This window comes from Burkholderia sp. S171 (assembly GCF_009766085.1).
Lineage (GTDB): Bacteria > Pseudomonadota > Gammaproteobacteria > Burkholderiales > Burkholderiaceae > Caballeronia.
In genome coordinates, this window is record NZ_LMUF01000004.1 from 83,364 (window position 1) to 99,135 (window position 15,772).

Here is a 15,772-nt window from a genome sequence, read left to right on the forward strand (position 1 = left end):
TTATATACGCGAAGTCATCATGCAAAAAAATCACGACGTCATCGTAATCGGCAGCGGAGTCGGCGGCGGCACGGTCGCGCGCCGCCTCGCCGAAAACGGGGTGAACGTTTTGGTGCTCGAGCGGGGCGATTGGGTTCCGCGCGAAGCAGACAATTGGAGCGTCGCGTCCGTATTTCACGAGAAGAAATACACCGCCCACGACACCTGGCTGGACGGGCAAGGCAATGAGTTCCGCCCCAACATTTACTACAACGTGGGCGGCTGCACCAAATTCTACGGTGGCAGCATGATCCGCTTCCGCGAAGAAGACTTTGGCTTGCTCGAACACGAGGAAGGTATCTCACCGGCTTGGCCGATCAGCTACGCCGACATAGAACCGTACTACTGCGAAGCCGAGTCTCTCTTTGACGTTCATGGGGACGACAGTGGCGACCCCAGCGCACCGTGGCGCAGCAAACCCTATCCCTCACCCAAGCTCACGTCCGAGCCGCTCGTTCAGCGGATGGCTGACACGATGCGCCGTCATGGAGCGAGCACGTCCGCACTTCCGGAAGCCATCGACTATGGCCCGAAGGGTCAATGTATCCGCTGCAAGACGTGCGATGGATTTCCGTGCAAGCTGGGTGCCAAGTACGACGCGGAAACGGCCCTGATTCAACCCGCGCTCGCGACCGGTCGCGTAGACATCCTAACTAATTGTTATGTCCAACGGCTTGTGCTCGGCGCCGATGGCAAACGTGTCGAGGCCGTGGAGGTCATGCGCAATGGGCAGGTTGAGGTTCTGCGCGCAGGGGTTGTCGTCGTATCGTGCGGGGCGATCAACAGCACAGCACTGCTGCTGCGCTCCGCCTGCGATACCGCGCCCAAGGGCGTCGCAAATGGCTCCGGTGTTGTCGGCCGCCACTACATGGCACACAACCAGACCGCATTGATGGGTTTGTCATTTGAGACGAACGATACCGTCTTCCAAAAGACGCTTGCGCTCAATCAGTTTTACTTCGGTGACGGCGAATACCGCTTCCCTCTCGGGCACGCCCAGATGCTCGGCAAACTTCAGGGCGGCATGCTATCCGCCAACGTGCCATTCCTGCCTAAAGCCGTTGGGTCGACAATGGCTCGGCACAGCATGGACTGGATTGCTTTCTCAGAGGACTTACCCGACCCGGAGAATCGTATTGTTCTTCGTGACGGAAAGGTCCAGCTCGCGATCAAGCGAAACAATCTGAAGCCCCACCATCGCCTCGTTGAGAAACTGACGTCGCTTTTAAAGAAAGCGGGGTATCCCATTGTTCTGGTGAAGCCGCTGATTCGTCACTCAACATCGCACCAGTGCGGCACCGTCAAATTTGGCATTGACCCGGCTACTAGCGCCATCGACGCATATTGCCGCAGCCATCAACACGAAAATCTTTTCGTCATCGACGCTTCATTCATGCCGTCTTCTGCCGCGGTAAATCCCGCGCTGACCATCGTAGCGCAGGGTCTGCGCGCGGCCGACCACATGCTCAAGGAAGACTTTCGAACGACCTCACAACACGCCTCATGACACCCCTCATGACACCCCTCAAGAGGCGTCGTGCAAGCAGGCTAGCCCGGCTTGGTTAGCCGGGATTTAACCGAGCTTTAGCCGAAAACCATAAAACGTAAACTGTGTCGCGGAAACGCGCGCATCTGTATCAAATTGCCATGCAAAGGAGCGATTCAATGGCTGAAAAGAAAGAAATGACCGGCGGTCAAATCGTCGTCGAGTATCTCATCCGCGAAAAGGTGCCTTACACGTTCGGCATCCCGGGTCACGGCAATACAGCCCTGCTCGATGCGTTCGTGGACCGTCAGAAGGAGATCACCCTCGTCCCGGCCATGCACGAGCAAGGCGCCTCGCACATGGCCGACGGCTACTACCGTGCGACCGGCCAAATCGCGGCAGTGTGTTCGTCGATCGGACCGGGTGCCACGAACACGCTCACAGGCGTTGCAACCGCGTTCGCTGACTCGTTTCCGCAGTTGCTGATTACCGGTGGCGTTCACACCTACATGACCGGCAAAGGCGTGCTGCAAGAAATCGACCGACCGCATGGCGATAACTTCCCGCGCATGGCTGAACCCGTCGTCAAGCGCTGGTGGCAGCCGAGCCATGTCGCGCAAATTCCTGGCGTGATGACGCAAGCGTTCAACGTCATGCTCGAAGGCCGTCGCGGTCCCGCACTCATCAATCTGCCGCAAGACCTGCAGGCTGAATCGGCTCTTGTTGAACTGCCCGCGCCGCAGACCCACCGCTCGCACGGGCGCCTGCATGGCGACCCGGTTGACATCAGCAAGGCAGCAAAGCTGCTGCTCTCCGCCGAGCGTCCTGTCATCCTCGCTGGCGGCGGCGTGATTGCAGCCGAAGCGACCGAGCTTCTCGTTGCTATCGCTGAGCACGTTGGCGCAGCGGTCACGACCTCGTTCATGGGCAAAGGCTCCATCTCGGAAGACCATCCGCTGTACGCGTGGCCCTGCGGCGACCTTGGCTCGATTCCGGGCAATGCGATGACACGTGAAGCCGACGTCATCCTGTCCATTGGCTGCCGCTTCAGTGACCGCATCACGTCGTCGTACCGCCCTGGCGTTACCTTCGACATTCCGAAGACGAAGCTCATCCAGGTTGACATCGACGGCTTCGAAATTGGTAAAAACTACCCGGCCGAAGTTGGTATCGTCGGTGACGCTAAGGCTATCCTGTCCGCGCTGCTCGATGAAATGCGCGACCTCGCCAAGCCGCGCGACTACCAGAATGCGCCACAATTCAAACGCCTTCAGAGCCTCAAGGCTGAATGGCTGGAGTACCTGCGTCCGTTGCGCGAATGTAACCACTCGCCCATGACCGTCTCGCAGGTTCTGTTTGAAGCCCGCAAAGTGCTGCCGCGAAACACGATCGTAGTCACGGATTCGAGCAACCCGCAAAACCAGGTGTTCAACGAGTTCCCGGTGTACGGTGCGAAGCAGCACATCACGCCGGGTGGCTTCTCGGGCATCGGCTTCGCGCTGCCTGCAGCGATTGGTGCGAAGCTGGGTGCACCGAATCAGCCAGTAGTCGCGGTGTGCGGCGACGGTGCTTTCCTGCAAACGGGTCAAGAGCTGGCGACGGCTGTCATGATGGGCATCCCGGCGGTGTTCCTCATCATCAACAATGGCGGCTGGGGCGCTATCCGTAACTTGCAGCTCAACATGTTCGGCGAAGACCGCGAAATTATCACCGGCTTCAAGACACCGGACGGCGCACCGTGGTCGGCTCACATCACGAACTTTGCGAAATCACTTGGCGCTGAAGGCGAACGTGTGGAGGATCCGCGTCAAATCGGTGCCGCTCTGCAGCGCGCGATTCAGTCGGGCAAGCCGTATGTGGTCGAAGCGATTTGCGCGATTGAGCGGCCTTATAGCAACATGCATCCGACTGGTTGGTGGGATATCACCGTTCCAGCTTATCTCGGCGAACTCCGCGATAAGTACGTCGAAGGCCGCGGCTTCTGACAGCGCGTCAGCCCGCCCATGAGAAAGAGTGCGGAACGGACCCCGCCCGTTTCGCACCCTTCACTCACGGATGCACAGTTCCGATTCGACGAACTGATGCCGCCGGTTTTTAATGCAGATGTCCGCCAAGCGACTTGAGAATCCCGCGTCGCTCGCGGGTGTCTCACCTCACGGCTCGTTCACGCGGTAAATCGTGCCGTTGCTTTGCTGGCTCCTTGAATTCTTAGTGTTGAGGGATGAAATGAATCGTCGACTACGACTTGGGATGGTGGGCGGTGGCCAGGGCGGCTACATTGGCTGGGTGCATCGGCTCGCAGCCCGGCTCGATGATTGTTACGAGTTCGTCGCCGGCGCTTTGTCATCAGACGAAAAAAGAGCCCAGGAGAGCGGTCGCGCGCTCTTCCTCGACCCGTCGCGCATTTATACAGATTACCGTGAAATGGCAGTTGCGGAAGCTCAGCGTCCTGACGGTATCGACGCAGTTGCTATCGTTACCCCGAATCATCTGCACGCTCCCGTCGCGAAGGCGTTCCTCGAGGCAGGAATCCACGTGATTTGTGATAAGCCGCTCGCGCTGTCGTTGGCCGAAGCCATCGAAATGCGCGACCTGGCTCAACGTCAAGACAAGCTTCTCGCCGTGACCTACACCTACTCGGGCTATCCGATGACGCGCCACGCGAAGGAACTCGTAGCGGCGGGAGAATTGGGCGATGTCCGCTTCATCGCAGTGGAGTACGTGCAGGATTGGCTTACCGAGCCGGTTGAGCTGCAAGGCAACCGACAAGCCGAATGGCGTACGGACCCAAGCCGCACGGGCGCAGGGGGTTGCCTCGGCGATATTGGAACCCATGCGTATCATTTGGCAAGCTTCGTGACCGGTATGCTTCCTGACAAATTGTCAGCTGACGTTGTCTCCATGGTCCCGGGTCGCCGGGTTGACGACCATGTGCAAGCCACGCTCTTCTATGAATCCGGCGCGCGCGGCAACTTGATTGCCAGCCAGATTGCCGCCGGCGAGGGCAACGCTTTGCGTCTGCGCGTATATGGGACGAAGGGCTCCATCGCCTTCGACCAGGAGCATCCCGACTTCCTCTGGCACACGCCGCTCAATGGAAATACCGTCCGGCTGACAAAGGGACGCGCCCACAGCCCCGCAGCGGACCATGCGGCCCGCTTTCCCGCGGGTCATCCCGAGGGATTTTTCGAGGCGTTTGCGCAGCTTTACCGCGACGCGGCCCTTCAAATTGCGGCCAAGCTTGAAAATAGCCCTATTCCGGCTGCCAGCGCTTGGCTGACAGACGTCAACGACGGCGTTGAAGGCATGCGCTTCGTGGAGGCAGCGCTTCGCAGCCATGCAGGCGGTGGTTCGAAAGTGACTATTCGCTAGAAGGCCGGCCAGATTTCACCCCATCGCCCATGGTTGCGGCCCCGTTTTGACGAGCACCTTGCAGTGCACTCTACGATTGGATATGTTGGGGTGTGAACGCCGCACGCCACCTGATGGCGTCCCCTCCACTCTAGATTGCCGCCAAGCTTATGGACCGACCGCAAGACCGCACCAATCTCCAAAAGAACCTCGTGCTACTCGTCGAGTCATGCAGCTCGGTTGCCGGTCTATGCCGCAGCCTCGACATCAACCGGCAACAGTTCAACAAATACCTTGCCGGTCAGCATGCACCCTCGCACAAGGTGCTTCAGAAGATATCGCGGCACTTCATGATGGAGGTTCCTGACCTTTACCGTCAGCCAGCCGACTTCAAACAGTTCTATGAAGGATTCGAGAGCGAATTGCCGATGGGACTTCGCTCGTCGTCGCAGTTCGCCACCTTTCTGCCATTTGCGAAATCGTCAGTCGAGCCTCTGCGCGATTATCTAGGCGTTTACTATCGCTACCACAACTCGTCCATCTACAAAGGACGCATTCTTCGGTCAGTCACGTGCATCTACGAGGCCGAGTCGACAATCCAGCACGTCACCGTAGAACGATTCCCGTTGCTCGACGGGAGCGGCAAAACGGGCTATTCGTTCACGTACTACGGTTTCTGCTTCCTGATTGGGGACCGGATTTTCATGGTCGACTTTGAAGGTCAGCAACAAAACGAGCTCACCTTCTCCATATTGACGCCCCAGCACCGTCGGCCTATCCGCTACTTGTATGGCCTGGTTTCTGGCGTAGCCTCATCCTCTTACCGGCAGCCGTTTTCGACGAGGCTCGCGTTTGGTTTCTGCGATAAAGGCAAAATCAAGAAGAAGCATCTGCAAAACGCGACGGTTCTTTTGCCTAGTGATTCGTCGCTCCCATTGGAAGTCCGGGAATACATGGCGGGTGACAATTCGACAATCCTATGGGGCGGCGAGGGCTGAGCATTCACCGGCCGGCGGGATGGCTAGTCGTTTCGATTACTCGTGCGTCGACCAAAGCGCTGTTGGATTCGGCGATTTTAATATCCGTAGTATTCCGGAGTTTTTCCATGGCACTCGCCGGATACGCGTCCGGCCGCCAGAACCAGAGCCAAATGGCCACCAGCCAAAGAAACAGTCCGATAACAACAGTTGCGGCGAACGCGCCCAGCACCGTTTCCGGTACAGCTTGCCTGAGCAACGCATAGAGCGACAAGTTACCGGCAAGAGGCAAGGGATCCATTTCTCTTCTCCTGGGTGCAGGACTGTAGCAAGGTGAGAAAGAGTCTCCTCCGCTGACACTCGCCAATCAAGTTCGCAATACCTCGCAGACTTGCGCGGATTGACGCGGCTCCTCCATGGCTTATTCGTGGCTTATTCGTGGCTTATTCGTGGCTTATTTGTGGCTTATTCGTGGCTTACCTGTGGCTTATCCGGTCAATGACAGAGTATCCAGCGAACCACCTGTCCTGCGCCAGTGTGCGTCACTGCGCGACCGACTTGCGAAGTTGCGGCAGGAGTTTTGAAGTCAAATACTGGGGGAAGCAAGGGGCGAACATCAAAACCACATCCGCAGCGGCCGCAATGCCGAAACGGCACGACGAAACGGTACGATCAGCATACGAGACATGAGACGGCTTTTGATTGCTGCAACGGTGCTTACCCTGACCGCCTATCTGACGCGCAACATTCCGTTGGGTGTTGAAGTGGTCACCCTTAGCCGCTTTGGCCTCGATATTGGGAAGCTTGATGATTGAGTTCTCGCAAGTGCAAAGACACTCGCCATGGCCCGGCTTAAGCGGAAGCGCTTCGCCGCTCCCGTGACATAACGGAACCCGTCTAGAAAGCCTGAGGCTCGGCGGTTGATCGAATGAAACTACCTTCAAGGTTTGAATGAAATGACCGGCAAAGACACAAAATTGCTCGCAGCATTCTGGACAATTGCGGGCGACACAAACCCCGACGATGCAGAATGGATTAGCCCGGATAGCCTCGCTGTGCGCGCTGAAGCCGCTTCCAACGCTGGCTGGAAGGGCATTGGGTTAAGCCTCGACGATTGCCGCTACAGCGTACAGAAATACGGTGCGACCGGAGTTCGACGCATCCTGAAAGACAACGGCCTCGAATTCTTCGAACTCGAAATCCTGATGGACTGGTACACGACCGATGACCGTCGCAAAGCATCTGACCGCGCACGTCGAGAGTTCCTGGAGTTCGGTGGCGAATTGGGAATGTGCAATCTAAAGGTCGGAGTCAGCCACCTCGACCTCTCTCCCACGAATCACAGTCAGATGGCCGACGAGTTCGGGAAGCTCTGCGACGACTTCGGTACGATAAACGCCACGGTTGGACTTGAATTCATGCCGTTTTGCAAGGTTGCAAGTCTTGCAGACGCACTGCCTATCGTACAAGGCAGTAACCGGGAAAATGGCGGCCTGATCATTGATATCTGGCACGTCGTCCGTAGCGGCACACGCTATGAGGATGTTGCCGCGGTCCCTGCCAACCTTATCAAGGGAGTTGAGCTTAACGACGCTAACGCAAGCGCAATCGGCACGTTGATGCACGACTCGGTGTATCACCGCAAGGCATGTGGCGAGGGCGAATTCAACTGCCCGTCCTTCATCGATGCCGTGAAAGCAGCCGGATTTCATCAAAAGTATTGGGGGGTGGAAATACTCTCAGACTTCCTCCGCAAGGCATCCGTCGACGTACGCGCCAAGCACGCCTTCGATACGACCATTGCCCAATTCAATCCGGCTTGAAAAACGCACGGGGTGCGATATCGTTTTTACAGATTCGTCGTGACCAAGCGCATAGGGTAAATGAATGAAGCCTGTGTGATGCTGCTACGGGCTTCTTCCGATGCTTTCGATGCTTATTTCGATGCTTATTCCGATACATCAACTGAAGACCAGCGTTTCAAGTTGCCTCTTCAATTCCTTGGCCACTACATAGCTGTTACCTTGCTGCTGCTTCTTGCAGAATGTCTCGCTGCACCACCAGCCGTCGAAGCCCGTCGCCTTCACAGCGTCTGTCCAATCTCGCAGGTTCAATACCCCGCTTCCCGTTCGCACATCCCGCAAGATTGGCTCCAGCGGTACGCCACCCGGATAGGGCAAGGAGTCGCATACATGCACGCCATAGATGTAATCGCGGTCAACCTTCGACAGCTGTTCTGGCGTTGCTCCCGACGTGTAGCAATGCCAGAAGTCGATAACAAGCTTCAAGTTATCGCAGGCGACTCGCCTTACGACATCTATTTGCTGCTCAAGCGAACTGAGCGGAGTCCATGAAAGCGCCTCAAGATACACGGTCAAGCCATAGTCACGAGCGCGGCCAGCAATTGCGGCGAGGTTCTTCACGGTCAGCTTCACCTGGTCATCGTGAGAATGCTGAAGGACGCCCGTGTAACGCTTCGAATACCCGTTCGCTCTGAAATCAATGACCGCCTGAACATCCAACGGCCCCGAGACAATCTGGACGCCCTTGGCCCCGATCGCAGAAGCCAACATGAAGAGCTTATCCGCCTCACGAGAGAGATCCTTCTCAGCGGTGCCCTGCCGTTCGATGTCGACAAGCGCACCTATTCCGTGGACCATCAAGCCGTCGAGCTCGCGACGCAGGTCATCGACCGAATAGCCCGCATCGAGATATTTTCGTACCTTGTCCTGCGTTATTTCTACCGCCGTGTAACCAGCGCTTCGTGCAATATCAAGTTCGATCACCAACGTCGAGTGTTTCGCGACGGTGGTATTGAACGTGATACGGTTCTTATCAAGGAACACCTTTGACTCCCATAGATACGGTAGCTTGAGTAAGCACACCCATTCGAGCCGCTTCGACTAAGCTTGGCTCTCGGTCAGCGCCGACTTTGGACTAGCAAGACTTCTACCGCGGATGATGTCCGACGCCCTCTCGCCAATCATCGTGCAAGCGGCGTTTGTATTGCCCGACGGAATGCGGGGCATCACCGACGCATCAGCGACTCTAAGGTTCACAATCCCTCGAACCCGCAGCTCCGGGTCAACTACACAGAGTGGGTCACTGCCCATTCGACATGTCCCGACAGGATGAAGCGCGGCTCGCGCGTTCTTTCGAAGGTATTCGCCCATTTCCGCGCGGCTCGCGAACTGCCGGCCAGGATAGTGCTCGCGATCGATGTACGGTTGTATTGCAGGTTGGCTCATGATTTCCTGACCTATGAGAAACCCTTCGGCCAGCCGCTCAACATCGTATTGCTCGACCATGTAATTGGGCACAATGCGGGGCGGGTCATCCGGGTTCGCACTGCGCAACGACACCTCTCCTCGCGAACGCGGTTGTACATGCTCGAAGTTCAGCGTGCATCCGGTTCCGCCCGGCACACTCTGCGTACCCTCCTCAACGCCGGCGCCCACAATAAAGAAATACTGCAGGTCAGGCGGCAGGTCCGTTTGTGTCCCTCGACAGAACGCCCCTCCTTCGATGAGGTTGGACGCGATGGGACCACTGCGTGCGACGGCATACTGCAATGCAGCCCACGCTTTCCAGTGCAGCTTTTTGAACTTGTCGTAGCTGTCCGCGCCCGCTCTCATTTGATAGACCAACGACATCTCGAGGTGGTCCTGAAGATTCTTGCCTACGCCGGGAAGGTCGGCATGCACTTCGATGCCATGTTGCTCCAACAGCGCGGCATCACCAATACCTGAGAGCATCAGGAGTTTGGGTGAATTGATCGTTCCCGACGACACGATGACTTCACTGTCCGCAAAGACCTGCTTTTTCTCACCGTCAACCGTGTATTCAACGCCCACGGCCCGGCCCTTCTCTACCAGGATTCGAAGCACTTTCGCCCCGACCAGCACCGTGAGGTTTCCGCGCTTCTCCGCCGGCCGCAGATAGGCACTTGCGGAACTCGAGCGCAGCCCATCCTTGACGGCTACCTGATATAACCCACAGCCGTCTTGCGCGCCACCGTTGAAGTCATGAACATACTGCAGGCCGGACTGCTGGCAAGCTTGCAGCCATTTTCGCGTCAGCGGATGAACACTTGCAGGGAAGCTGATACCGATCGAGCCGCGCGTGCCGTGGTATTCGTTTGCGAAATCGGCATTGCTTTCCGCGCGCCGAAAATAGGGGAGCACGTCCCGGAATGCCCATCCATGGGCACCGGCGGCTTCCCAACTGTCGTAGTCCTGCGGGTTCCCTCGCACGTAGACCATGCCATTGACAGAGCTGCCGCCGCCGAGGACACTCGCCTGAGCCATGGTGTCGTTCTCGTCACGCTCGTAGCCAATTTCGGGCTCCCAACGATACCGCTTAAGTAGCCCGCCTTGTGCGGTCTTGTAGTAAGTGCCGGGGAAGCGAATGTAGGGGCTTGAATCCCTCGGACCTTCCTCAAGAAGGATGACCGTCACAGACTGGTCTTCGGAGAGGCGAGACGCAACGACGCAGCCTGACGTTCCCCCACCTACGACCACATAAGTTGCACTCGCCGACCGAAGCTTATTCATGTTGTATCTGGATGATTGTGAAGCGACGGTTCCCGACAGGACTTTTATCGCGACAAACGGGGTACGGCCGTCTAGGAAGGACGCTCAATTGAATCAGGACTTAATTCATCAGGACTTGAATCAACCGGCCGCAGACGGATTACGGCATAGTCTAATCAGTATTCCCAATCAAATACCCTTGTTCAATTTCGCACCTCTGCACTTATCGACGCACAGTGACGCACAGGTGCGTCAGTTTTAAACTCAACGTCTATCTCTCAACGACAGCTCGTCACTCTGCTTCAGCAGATCAAGGAAGTGCGAAGTTGACCAAAAAATTTTGAATGCCGACGCTTAAGCATCCAGGCATTTAACACGTCGGAAACGCGTTGAAGTCGAACGTTGACAGCAAGTCGCATTCTCGCCTTCTGACCGTCAACGCCTTCCACACGCTACCTACAGGGGCCTTGAAGGTAACCTGAGGACAAGAGTTTTATGCCCTTTAGTTCGCCCCCCATATGAGTCCAATCGACGTGTACGTCATATTGGATTCTGCTTTGCCAGCCACATGGATTGGTTTTGCTGCGCTCGGCGCGGCTGCGATTGTGACGACAGTCGGTATTGCTTGCGTGCTTTTCATCGATATCAGAAAAGGTGCAAACATTTCGGTAATTGACTGACTCGCAAAACACAGTTGGAGGGGATGTTGGCGAGATTTCGGTCAGTACAACGGCCTCATCCGTACGCTTGCGGAGGTAAAGCTGGCCGCGGTTCAGGCAAACGCAGAACCCGGCCTCATTGACTGGATGCGCGCCCATACAATCGCCACAGCATGCAGAGAAATCAGCGGTTGCGCATCCAGTCGGCGGTATCGAAAAAGGACGTCAGGAGGCGTTCGCGCAAGGACGCGTCGAGTCCCACGTCTTCCATTGCCCACGCCATGCATCGCAACCATTGATCCCGTTCCGGCGATGCAATCGCGAAGTTCATATGGCGAGCACGCAAACGCGGGTGCCCAAAGCGGCTGATGTAATGGTCCGGACCGCCCATCCAGCCGCACAGGAACCAGAAGAATTTATCGCGGGAATTCTCGAGCGTGGGTGGATGCAACGCGCGTAAAGGCGCGAATTCCGGTTCGAGATCCATCAGGTCATAAAACCGGTCGACAAGGGCACGCACGCGCTCCTCACCGCCAACGAGTTCAAATGCCGTCGGTTGCGGCGCTTGTTCAATATTTGCTTCGGTCATGCGTTTTCTTCAGGGTTAATCGGAACATGGCGCAATAAGCGCTTCGTGGTTTCTCTTGGGTAGCGGGGGACGCGTGGGTCTCGGTCACGCATCCCGCAACGATTGCAGCGCTGGCCGCGACAGCACGCGGCGCAGGCTCATCCAGCCGCCCACCCCCGAACACACGACACCCGCCACGATGCCCGCCGGCACGAGCCACGGGTTGAAATCGATGTGAAACTCGAACACGTACGTCGCCAGCACCCAGCCAATTCCCTGCGCGCCAAGTGCCGCCATCAGCCCGCTCAATGCGCCCACTGCCACGAACTCCGCCGTCTGCACCGAACGCACCTGCTTATGCGACGCCCCGAGCGCACGCAGCAACGCGGACTCGTGCACACGCTCGTCACGCGTGCCGGCCAGCGCCGCGTACAGCACGAGCACGCCCGCCGCGAGCGTGAAAACAAACAGGAACTGCACAGCGCCAATTACCTGCTCCAGCACGCGCTGGATCTGCGCAAGAATCGGCGCGATATCAATGGCGGTCACGCTAGGATATTTATTGATCAAGCCGTCGATCAAACCCTGCTGCCCCGGCGGCAAATGGAAACTCGTGATAAACGTTGCGGGCAAATCACTGATGGACGGCGGCGGCATCAACACGAAGAAATTCACCTTGAACGAATTCCAGTCAACCTTGCGCAGGCTCGTCACCGGCCCTTCGACCTGCATGCCGGCGACGTCGAAACGCAGCGTATCGCCGAGCTTCACGTGGATGATTTTCGCGAGCCCCTCTTCTATCGATACCTGCGCCTTTCCGTCCGTGCCGTACCAATCACCGCCGACCACGCGGTTATCGCTGGGTAATTCGGTGGTGTACGAAAGGTTGAATTCGCGGTCGACCAGACGCTTTGCGTCGGCCTTTTCGTAGTTGTCGGGACTGACCGTCTTGCCGTTCACAGCGATCAGGCGACCACGCACCATGGGCGACAACACCGCGTCGGCCTGGCCATGTTCAGAAAGGTAATCGGTGACGCCGGCGCGCTGGTCAGGCTGGACGTCGATGAGAAATTCGTTCGGTGCGTCCGGCGGTGTAGATTGCCGCCAGCCCGCGATCAGGTCGCTGCGCGTCATCGCGATGAGCAGCAGGCACATGAGGCCGATGCCGAGCGCCGTGATCTGCAGCGCGCTCGCGCCGCTGCGCCGCTCCAGCGACGCCAGCGCGTAACGCCAGCCCACGCCCGCGCCCACACGTTCGCTGCGCACAAACCGCGCGGCCGCCCAGAGCGCCCCGCGTGCAATACCGCCAAATACAACCAGACCGCCCGCGAATCCGCCCGCCACGATCCCGCCCAATTTCCATTCGCCCGCCGCGAGCACGAGCAGGCCGGCGAACAGCAGCACGCCCACGCCGTAGGCGATCCACGCTACCCGGCCGGCATCGCCGAGCTCCCGGCGAATGACATGGACCGGTGGCACGCGCGTCAACGGCAGCAATGGCGGCACAGCGAAACCAAGCAACAACACCAGTCCGGTCGCAATCCCCTGCAACGCGGGCCAGACGCTGGGCGATGGCAATTCGACATCGACGAGCGCTCCAAGCCAGTCCAGCAATACCAGATGCCCGCCGAAGCCGAGGACGACACCCACCGCGCTGCCAAGCAACCCGACAGCCAGGAATTCGCCGATAAACAATGCCCGCAACGTCCCCTGGCTCACGCCGAGGCAGCGCATCGCCGCGCAGCCATCCAGATGCCGGCGCGCGAAGCGGTGCGACGCCATCGCGATGGCAACCGCTGCGAGCAGCGCGGTGAGCAGCGAGACAAGTGTGAGGAAATGACTGGCGCGGTCGATGGTCTGACGCACTTGCGGCTGGCCGTCCTGCAGCGATTCGAGCGCGACGCCGCGCAGCTTGCCATCGTCCACTTTTGCGCGAGCGAACGTGGCGAACTGCTTGACCTGCGTATCCGTTCCCGCCACCAGCAGCCGATAGGTCACGCGGCTGCCGAACGTGACGAGGCCGGTGGACGCGAGTTCATCGGCACGCATCATCAGGCGTGGTGAAAAGCTGACGAACGAGAACCCGCGATCGAGTTCGCGTGTGATGACCGCCGCTACCTTGAATGTTTGCGTACCAACGCGGACGGTACCGCCGACGGGTACTTTCAGCGCATCGAGTAACGCGGGGTCGACCCAGACGGTGCCGGGTGCGGGAATCGAGGTGGCGGGCGTGCCAGGTTGATCGACCGCAGTCGCGATGCGTACCGCCCCGCGCAGCGGATACCCGGGCGAAACAGCCTTCAACGCCGCGAGGCGGGCGACAGGCGGAGCGGATCCATTGCCCGATGCGCCCGCGCTGATCATGCTCGGGAAGATCGCGGTGGTCGCGGTATCGAGCTTGAGTTGAGCCGCTTCAGCGGCGAACGCGGGATCGACAGGATGATCGGCGCGAACGACAAAATCCGCGGCGATCATCTGCCGGGCATCACGCTCCAGCCCCTGACGCATCCGGTCGCCGAGAAACCCGACGCTCGCGAGCGCGGCAACCGCCAGCACGAGCGCGAGGATAAGCATGGTCAACTCGCCCGCACGCCAGTCGCGCGCGGTCATTCTCAACGACTGACGCGCAATTTGCGCGAAGCTCAGTCCTTGCTGCTTTGAATGTTGCTTTGGATCTTGCTTCAACTCGCCGCCCAGGCTACTCGTACTCAATCGTGCTTGCTCCTGAAGCGGCCGACGCCCGGATTCACACGGGCGCTGACGGGCACCATGTGCTTGGCCATCCTCCCAAAGCCGCCGCGCACGCCTCTCACGAGCCGCGGCAATGCCCAGCCGGCGCACAACAGGAACGCGATGATCAAGATCAGGCACAGCAGCGGCACGAACAACGCGAGCGTAATGCCGAGCAACGCGCCGAAATCTTCGGTCGCCGACGCCACCCAGTTCGACACCGGTTCCGGCGATAAATTGATGAGTGCCCGCGTGCCGGCTTTCGCCAGATGCGCGGCACCCGCGAGCGTACCGCCAGCGAGCGCGGCAACGGTCAGCAACGCAGGATCGGCGTGACCGAAAGCGCCAACGGCCAGCACTGCGCCGGCAGGAATGCGAATGAAGGTGTGGATGGCATCCCAGAGGGAGTCGAAGGCGGGGATTTTATCGGCGAAAAACTCGACCACGGCGAGCGCTGCCGCCACGCCGATCACCCACGGAGAACCGAGCACCGCGAGGGTGTCGGGTAAATGGACCAGTCCCATGCGCTCGAACAGCCCCGCGACGAACACCGTCAGGTACAGTCGCAGCCCGCTGGCCCACGAAAGACCCGCTGCCAGCGAAAGTGCTTCAAGCATGACCGTCTCCTTGCGCGCTGCTCGCCCCGTGCCCAGGCGCCGGTAGATTCCGGCGTACTTGCTACGAGTGCCTGACCCGCCGCTCAAGCTACTCGGCGACGGGCTGGGGATAAATGGATGCGGCCCGGTACTAACCCGGCCCACCTTATTCTGGCGCTGTCCGGATTCATTCGACCAATAGGCCGCCGAACCCGGTGAATTTTTCAAGACAACTGAAAGTCATTATAGCCACGCGCAGCGTGTTGATGCATCGCGCCATATGTCAACGTGTTCAGCACCCAACGTTCCTGATTCAGCCCTTAATCACGAAACCAAGAACACGCGGCCCTGAACTCCGCCTCGTACTACTTAACGGTCATTTTTACGATCCCTTTAATAGTCCGCGACGGGCCGCGACAAAAGGCCGCTGCAGTGCGCTAAACCATCGGATTTAATGCCCCGACGACAATTTCAATCCGATCAACCCGACCACGATCAATGCAGCACTCGCGACCCGCGCGACCGTCAGCGCTTCGCCCAGCATGACAATCCCGAACACGAACGCCCCGATCGCGCCAATACCCGTCCACACGGCGTAAGCCGTACCCAGCGGCAACTGGCGCATCGCCATCGCCAGTAACACGAAGCTGCCCACAGCCGTGACCAGCGTGAACACTGACGGCCAGAGCCGTGTGAAACCTTCGGAGGTTTTGAGACCTGCGGCCCACGCCACTTCAAGCAGGCCGGCGATCAGCAATAGAAACCAGGACACATGGAACTCCCGTAGAAAAACGGGGCCGTCCCCGATGTGACTGAGGCGCGCAAGGTCGTCCA

13 protein-coding genes are annotated in these 15,772 nt (G+C 58.6%); 6 read left to right on the forward strand and 7 right to left on the reverse strand.

Going from position 1 to position 15,772, the window contains the following annotated elements; translation table 11 throughout:
• The first annotated feature begins 19 nt into the window (after positions 1 to 19).
• The 4 genes from GSQ93_RS01390 to GSQ93_RS01405 all read left to right on the forward strand — a co-directional run bounded on the left by GSQ93_RS01390 (position 20) and on the right by GSQ93_RS01405 (position 5,874).
• A complete protein-coding gene (locus GSQ93_RS01390) occupies positions 20 to 1,546 on the forward strand; it encodes a GMC family oxidoreductase (protein ID WP_158933904.1) in 1,527 nt (508 codons plus the stop codon).
• Between the two features lie 158 nt (positions 1,547 to 1,704).
• A complete protein-coding gene (locus GSQ93_RS01395; RefSeq protein WP_216857564.1) occupies positions 1,705 to 3,510 on the forward strand; it encodes a thiamine pyrophosphate-binding protein in 1,806 nt (601 codons plus the stop codon).
• A 241-nt stretch (positions 3,511 to 3,751) separates the two neighbouring features.
• A complete protein-coding gene (locus tag GSQ93_RS01400) occupies positions 3,752 to 4,897 on the forward strand; it encodes a Gfo/Idh/MocA family protein (RefSeq protein ID WP_158933905.1) in 1,146 nt (381 codons plus the stop codon).
• Between the two features lie 149 nt (positions 4,898 to 5,046).
• Positions 5,047 to 5,874 (forward strand): transcriptional regulator, encoded by an 828-nt coding sequence (locus tag GSQ93_RS01405; protein WP_089159098.1) that lies wholly within the window; start codon positions 5,047 to 5,049, stop codon positions 5,872 to 5,874.
• A 4-nt stretch (positions 5,875 to 5,878) separates the two neighbouring features.
• Here the strand turns inward: GSQ93_RS01405 and GSQ93_RS01410 are convergent, their stop codons facing one another.
• Positions 5,879 to 6,154 carry a hypothetical protein gene (locus GSQ93_RS01410; RefSeq protein ID WP_158933906.1) on the reverse strand — a complete coding sequence of 92 codons (276 nt, stop codon included), beginning with the start codon at positions 6,152 to 6,154 and terminating at the stop codon, positions 5,879 to 5,881.
• Between the two features lie 385 nt (positions 6,155 to 6,539).
• Between GSQ93_RS01410 and GSQ93_RS38490 the strand changes: the two genes are divergently transcribed.
• Positions 6,540 to 6,668, forward strand: a complete 129-nt coding sequence (locus tag GSQ93_RS38490; protein ID WP_301952040.1) for a hypothetical protein — start codon at positions 6,540 to 6,542, stop codon at positions 6,666 to 6,668.
• A gap of 141 nt (positions 6,669 to 6,809) precedes the next feature.
• On the forward strand, positions 6,810 to 7,676 hold the full coding sequence (locus tag GSQ93_RS01415; protein ID WP_158933907.1) for a sugar phosphate isomerase/epimerase: 867 nt from the start codon (positions 6,810 to 6,812) through the stop codon (positions 7,674 to 7,676).
• Between the two features lie 138 nt (positions 7,677 to 7,814).
• Here the strand turns inward: GSQ93_RS01415 and GSQ93_RS01420 are convergent, their stop codons facing one another.
• The 6 genes from GSQ93_RS01420 to sugE all read right to left on the reverse strand — a co-directional run bounded on the left by GSQ93_RS01420 (position 7,815) and on the right by sugE (position 15,710).
• Positions 7,815 to 8,699, reverse strand: a complete 885-nt coding sequence (locus GSQ93_RS01420) for a sugar phosphate isomerase/epimerase (protein ID WP_158933908.1) — start codon at positions 8,697 to 8,699, stop codon at positions 7,815 to 7,817.
• Positions 8,700 to 8,756: 57 nt separating this feature from the next.
• Complete coding sequence (locus GSQ93_RS01425) at positions 8,757 to 10,406, reverse strand: GMC family oxidoreductase (RefSeq protein ID WP_158933909.1); 1,650 nt, start codon at positions 10,404 to 10,406, stop codon at positions 8,757 to 8,759.
• 822 nt (positions 10,407 to 11,228) lie between these two features.
• The gene (locus GSQ93_RS01430; RefSeq protein ID WP_158933910.1) at positions 11,229 to 11,633 is read right to left on the reverse strand and encodes a group II truncated hemoglobin; all 405 of its coding nucleotides are present in this window, start codon (positions 11,631 to 11,633) and stop codon (positions 11,229 to 11,231) included.
• A gap of 84 nt (positions 11,634 to 11,717) precedes the next feature.
• The gene (locus GSQ93_RS01435) at positions 11,718 to 14,222 is read right to left on the reverse strand and encodes an ABC transporter permease (protein ID WP_158933932.1); all 2,505 of its coding nucleotides are present in this window, start codon (positions 14,220 to 14,222) and stop codon (positions 11,718 to 11,720) included.
• Between the two features lie 98 nt (positions 14,223 to 14,320).
• Complete coding sequence (locus GSQ93_RS01440; RefSeq protein ID WP_158933911.1) at positions 14,321 to 14,959, reverse strand: DUF4126 domain-containing protein; 639 nt, start codon at positions 14,957 to 14,959, stop codon at positions 14,321 to 14,323.
• Positions 14,960 to 15,389: 430 nt separating this feature from the next.
• Positions 15,390 to 15,710, reverse strand: coding sequence for a quaternary ammonium compound efflux SMR transporter SugE (gene sugE / locus GSQ93_RS01445; RefSeq protein WP_158933912.1), 321 nt, complete (start codon positions 15,708 to 15,710; stop codon positions 15,390 to 15,392).
• Positions 15,711 to 15,772 lie beyond the last annotated feature (62 nt).

Bases quoted from the DNA above. Each gene is read 5' to 3' on its own strand.
- GSQ93_RS01390 (WP_158933904.1), top strand. From the start codon at position 20: ATGCAAAAAAATCACGACGTCATCGTAATCGGCAGCGGAGTCGGCGGC.
- GSQ93_RS01395 (WP_216857564.1), top strand. From the start codon at position 1,705: ATGGCTGAAAAGAAAGAAATGACCGGCGGTCAAATCGTCGTCGAGTAT.
- GSQ93_RS01400 (WP_158933905.1), top strand. From the start codon at position 3,752: ATGAATCGTCGACTACGACTTGGGATGGTGGGCGGTGGCCAGGGCGGC.
- GSQ93_RS01405 (WP_089159098.1), top strand. From the start codon at position 5,047: ATGGACCGACCGCAAGACCGCACCAATCTCCAAAAGAACCTCGTGCTA.
- GSQ93_RS01410 (WP_158933906.1), bottom strand. From the start codon at position 6,154: ATGGATCCCTTGCCTCTTGCCGGTAACTTGTCGCTCTATGCGTTGCTC.
- GSQ93_RS38490 (WP_301952040.1), top strand. From the start codon at position 6,540: ATGAGACGGCTTTTGATTGCTGCAACGGTGCTTACCCTGACCGCCTAT.
- GSQ93_RS01415 (WP_158933907.1), top strand. From the start codon at position 6,810: ATGACCGGCAAAGACACAAAATTGCTCGCAGCATTCTGGACAATTGCG.
- GSQ93_RS01425 (WP_158933909.1), bottom strand. From the start codon at position 10,406: ATGAATAAGCTTCGGTCGGCGAGTGCAACTTATGTGGTCGTAGGTGGG.
- GSQ93_RS01430 (WP_158933910.1), bottom strand. From the start codon at position 11,633: ATGACCGAAGCAAATATTGAACAAGCGCCGCAACCGACGGCATTTGAA.
- GSQ93_RS01435 (WP_158933932.1), bottom strand. From the start codon at position 14,222: ATGACCGCGCGCGACTGGCGTGCGGGCGAGTTGACCATGCTTATCCTC.
- GSQ93_RS01440 (WP_158933911.1), bottom strand. From the start codon at position 14,959: ATGCTTGAAGCACTTTCGCTGGCAGCGGGTCTTTCGTGGGCCAGCGGG.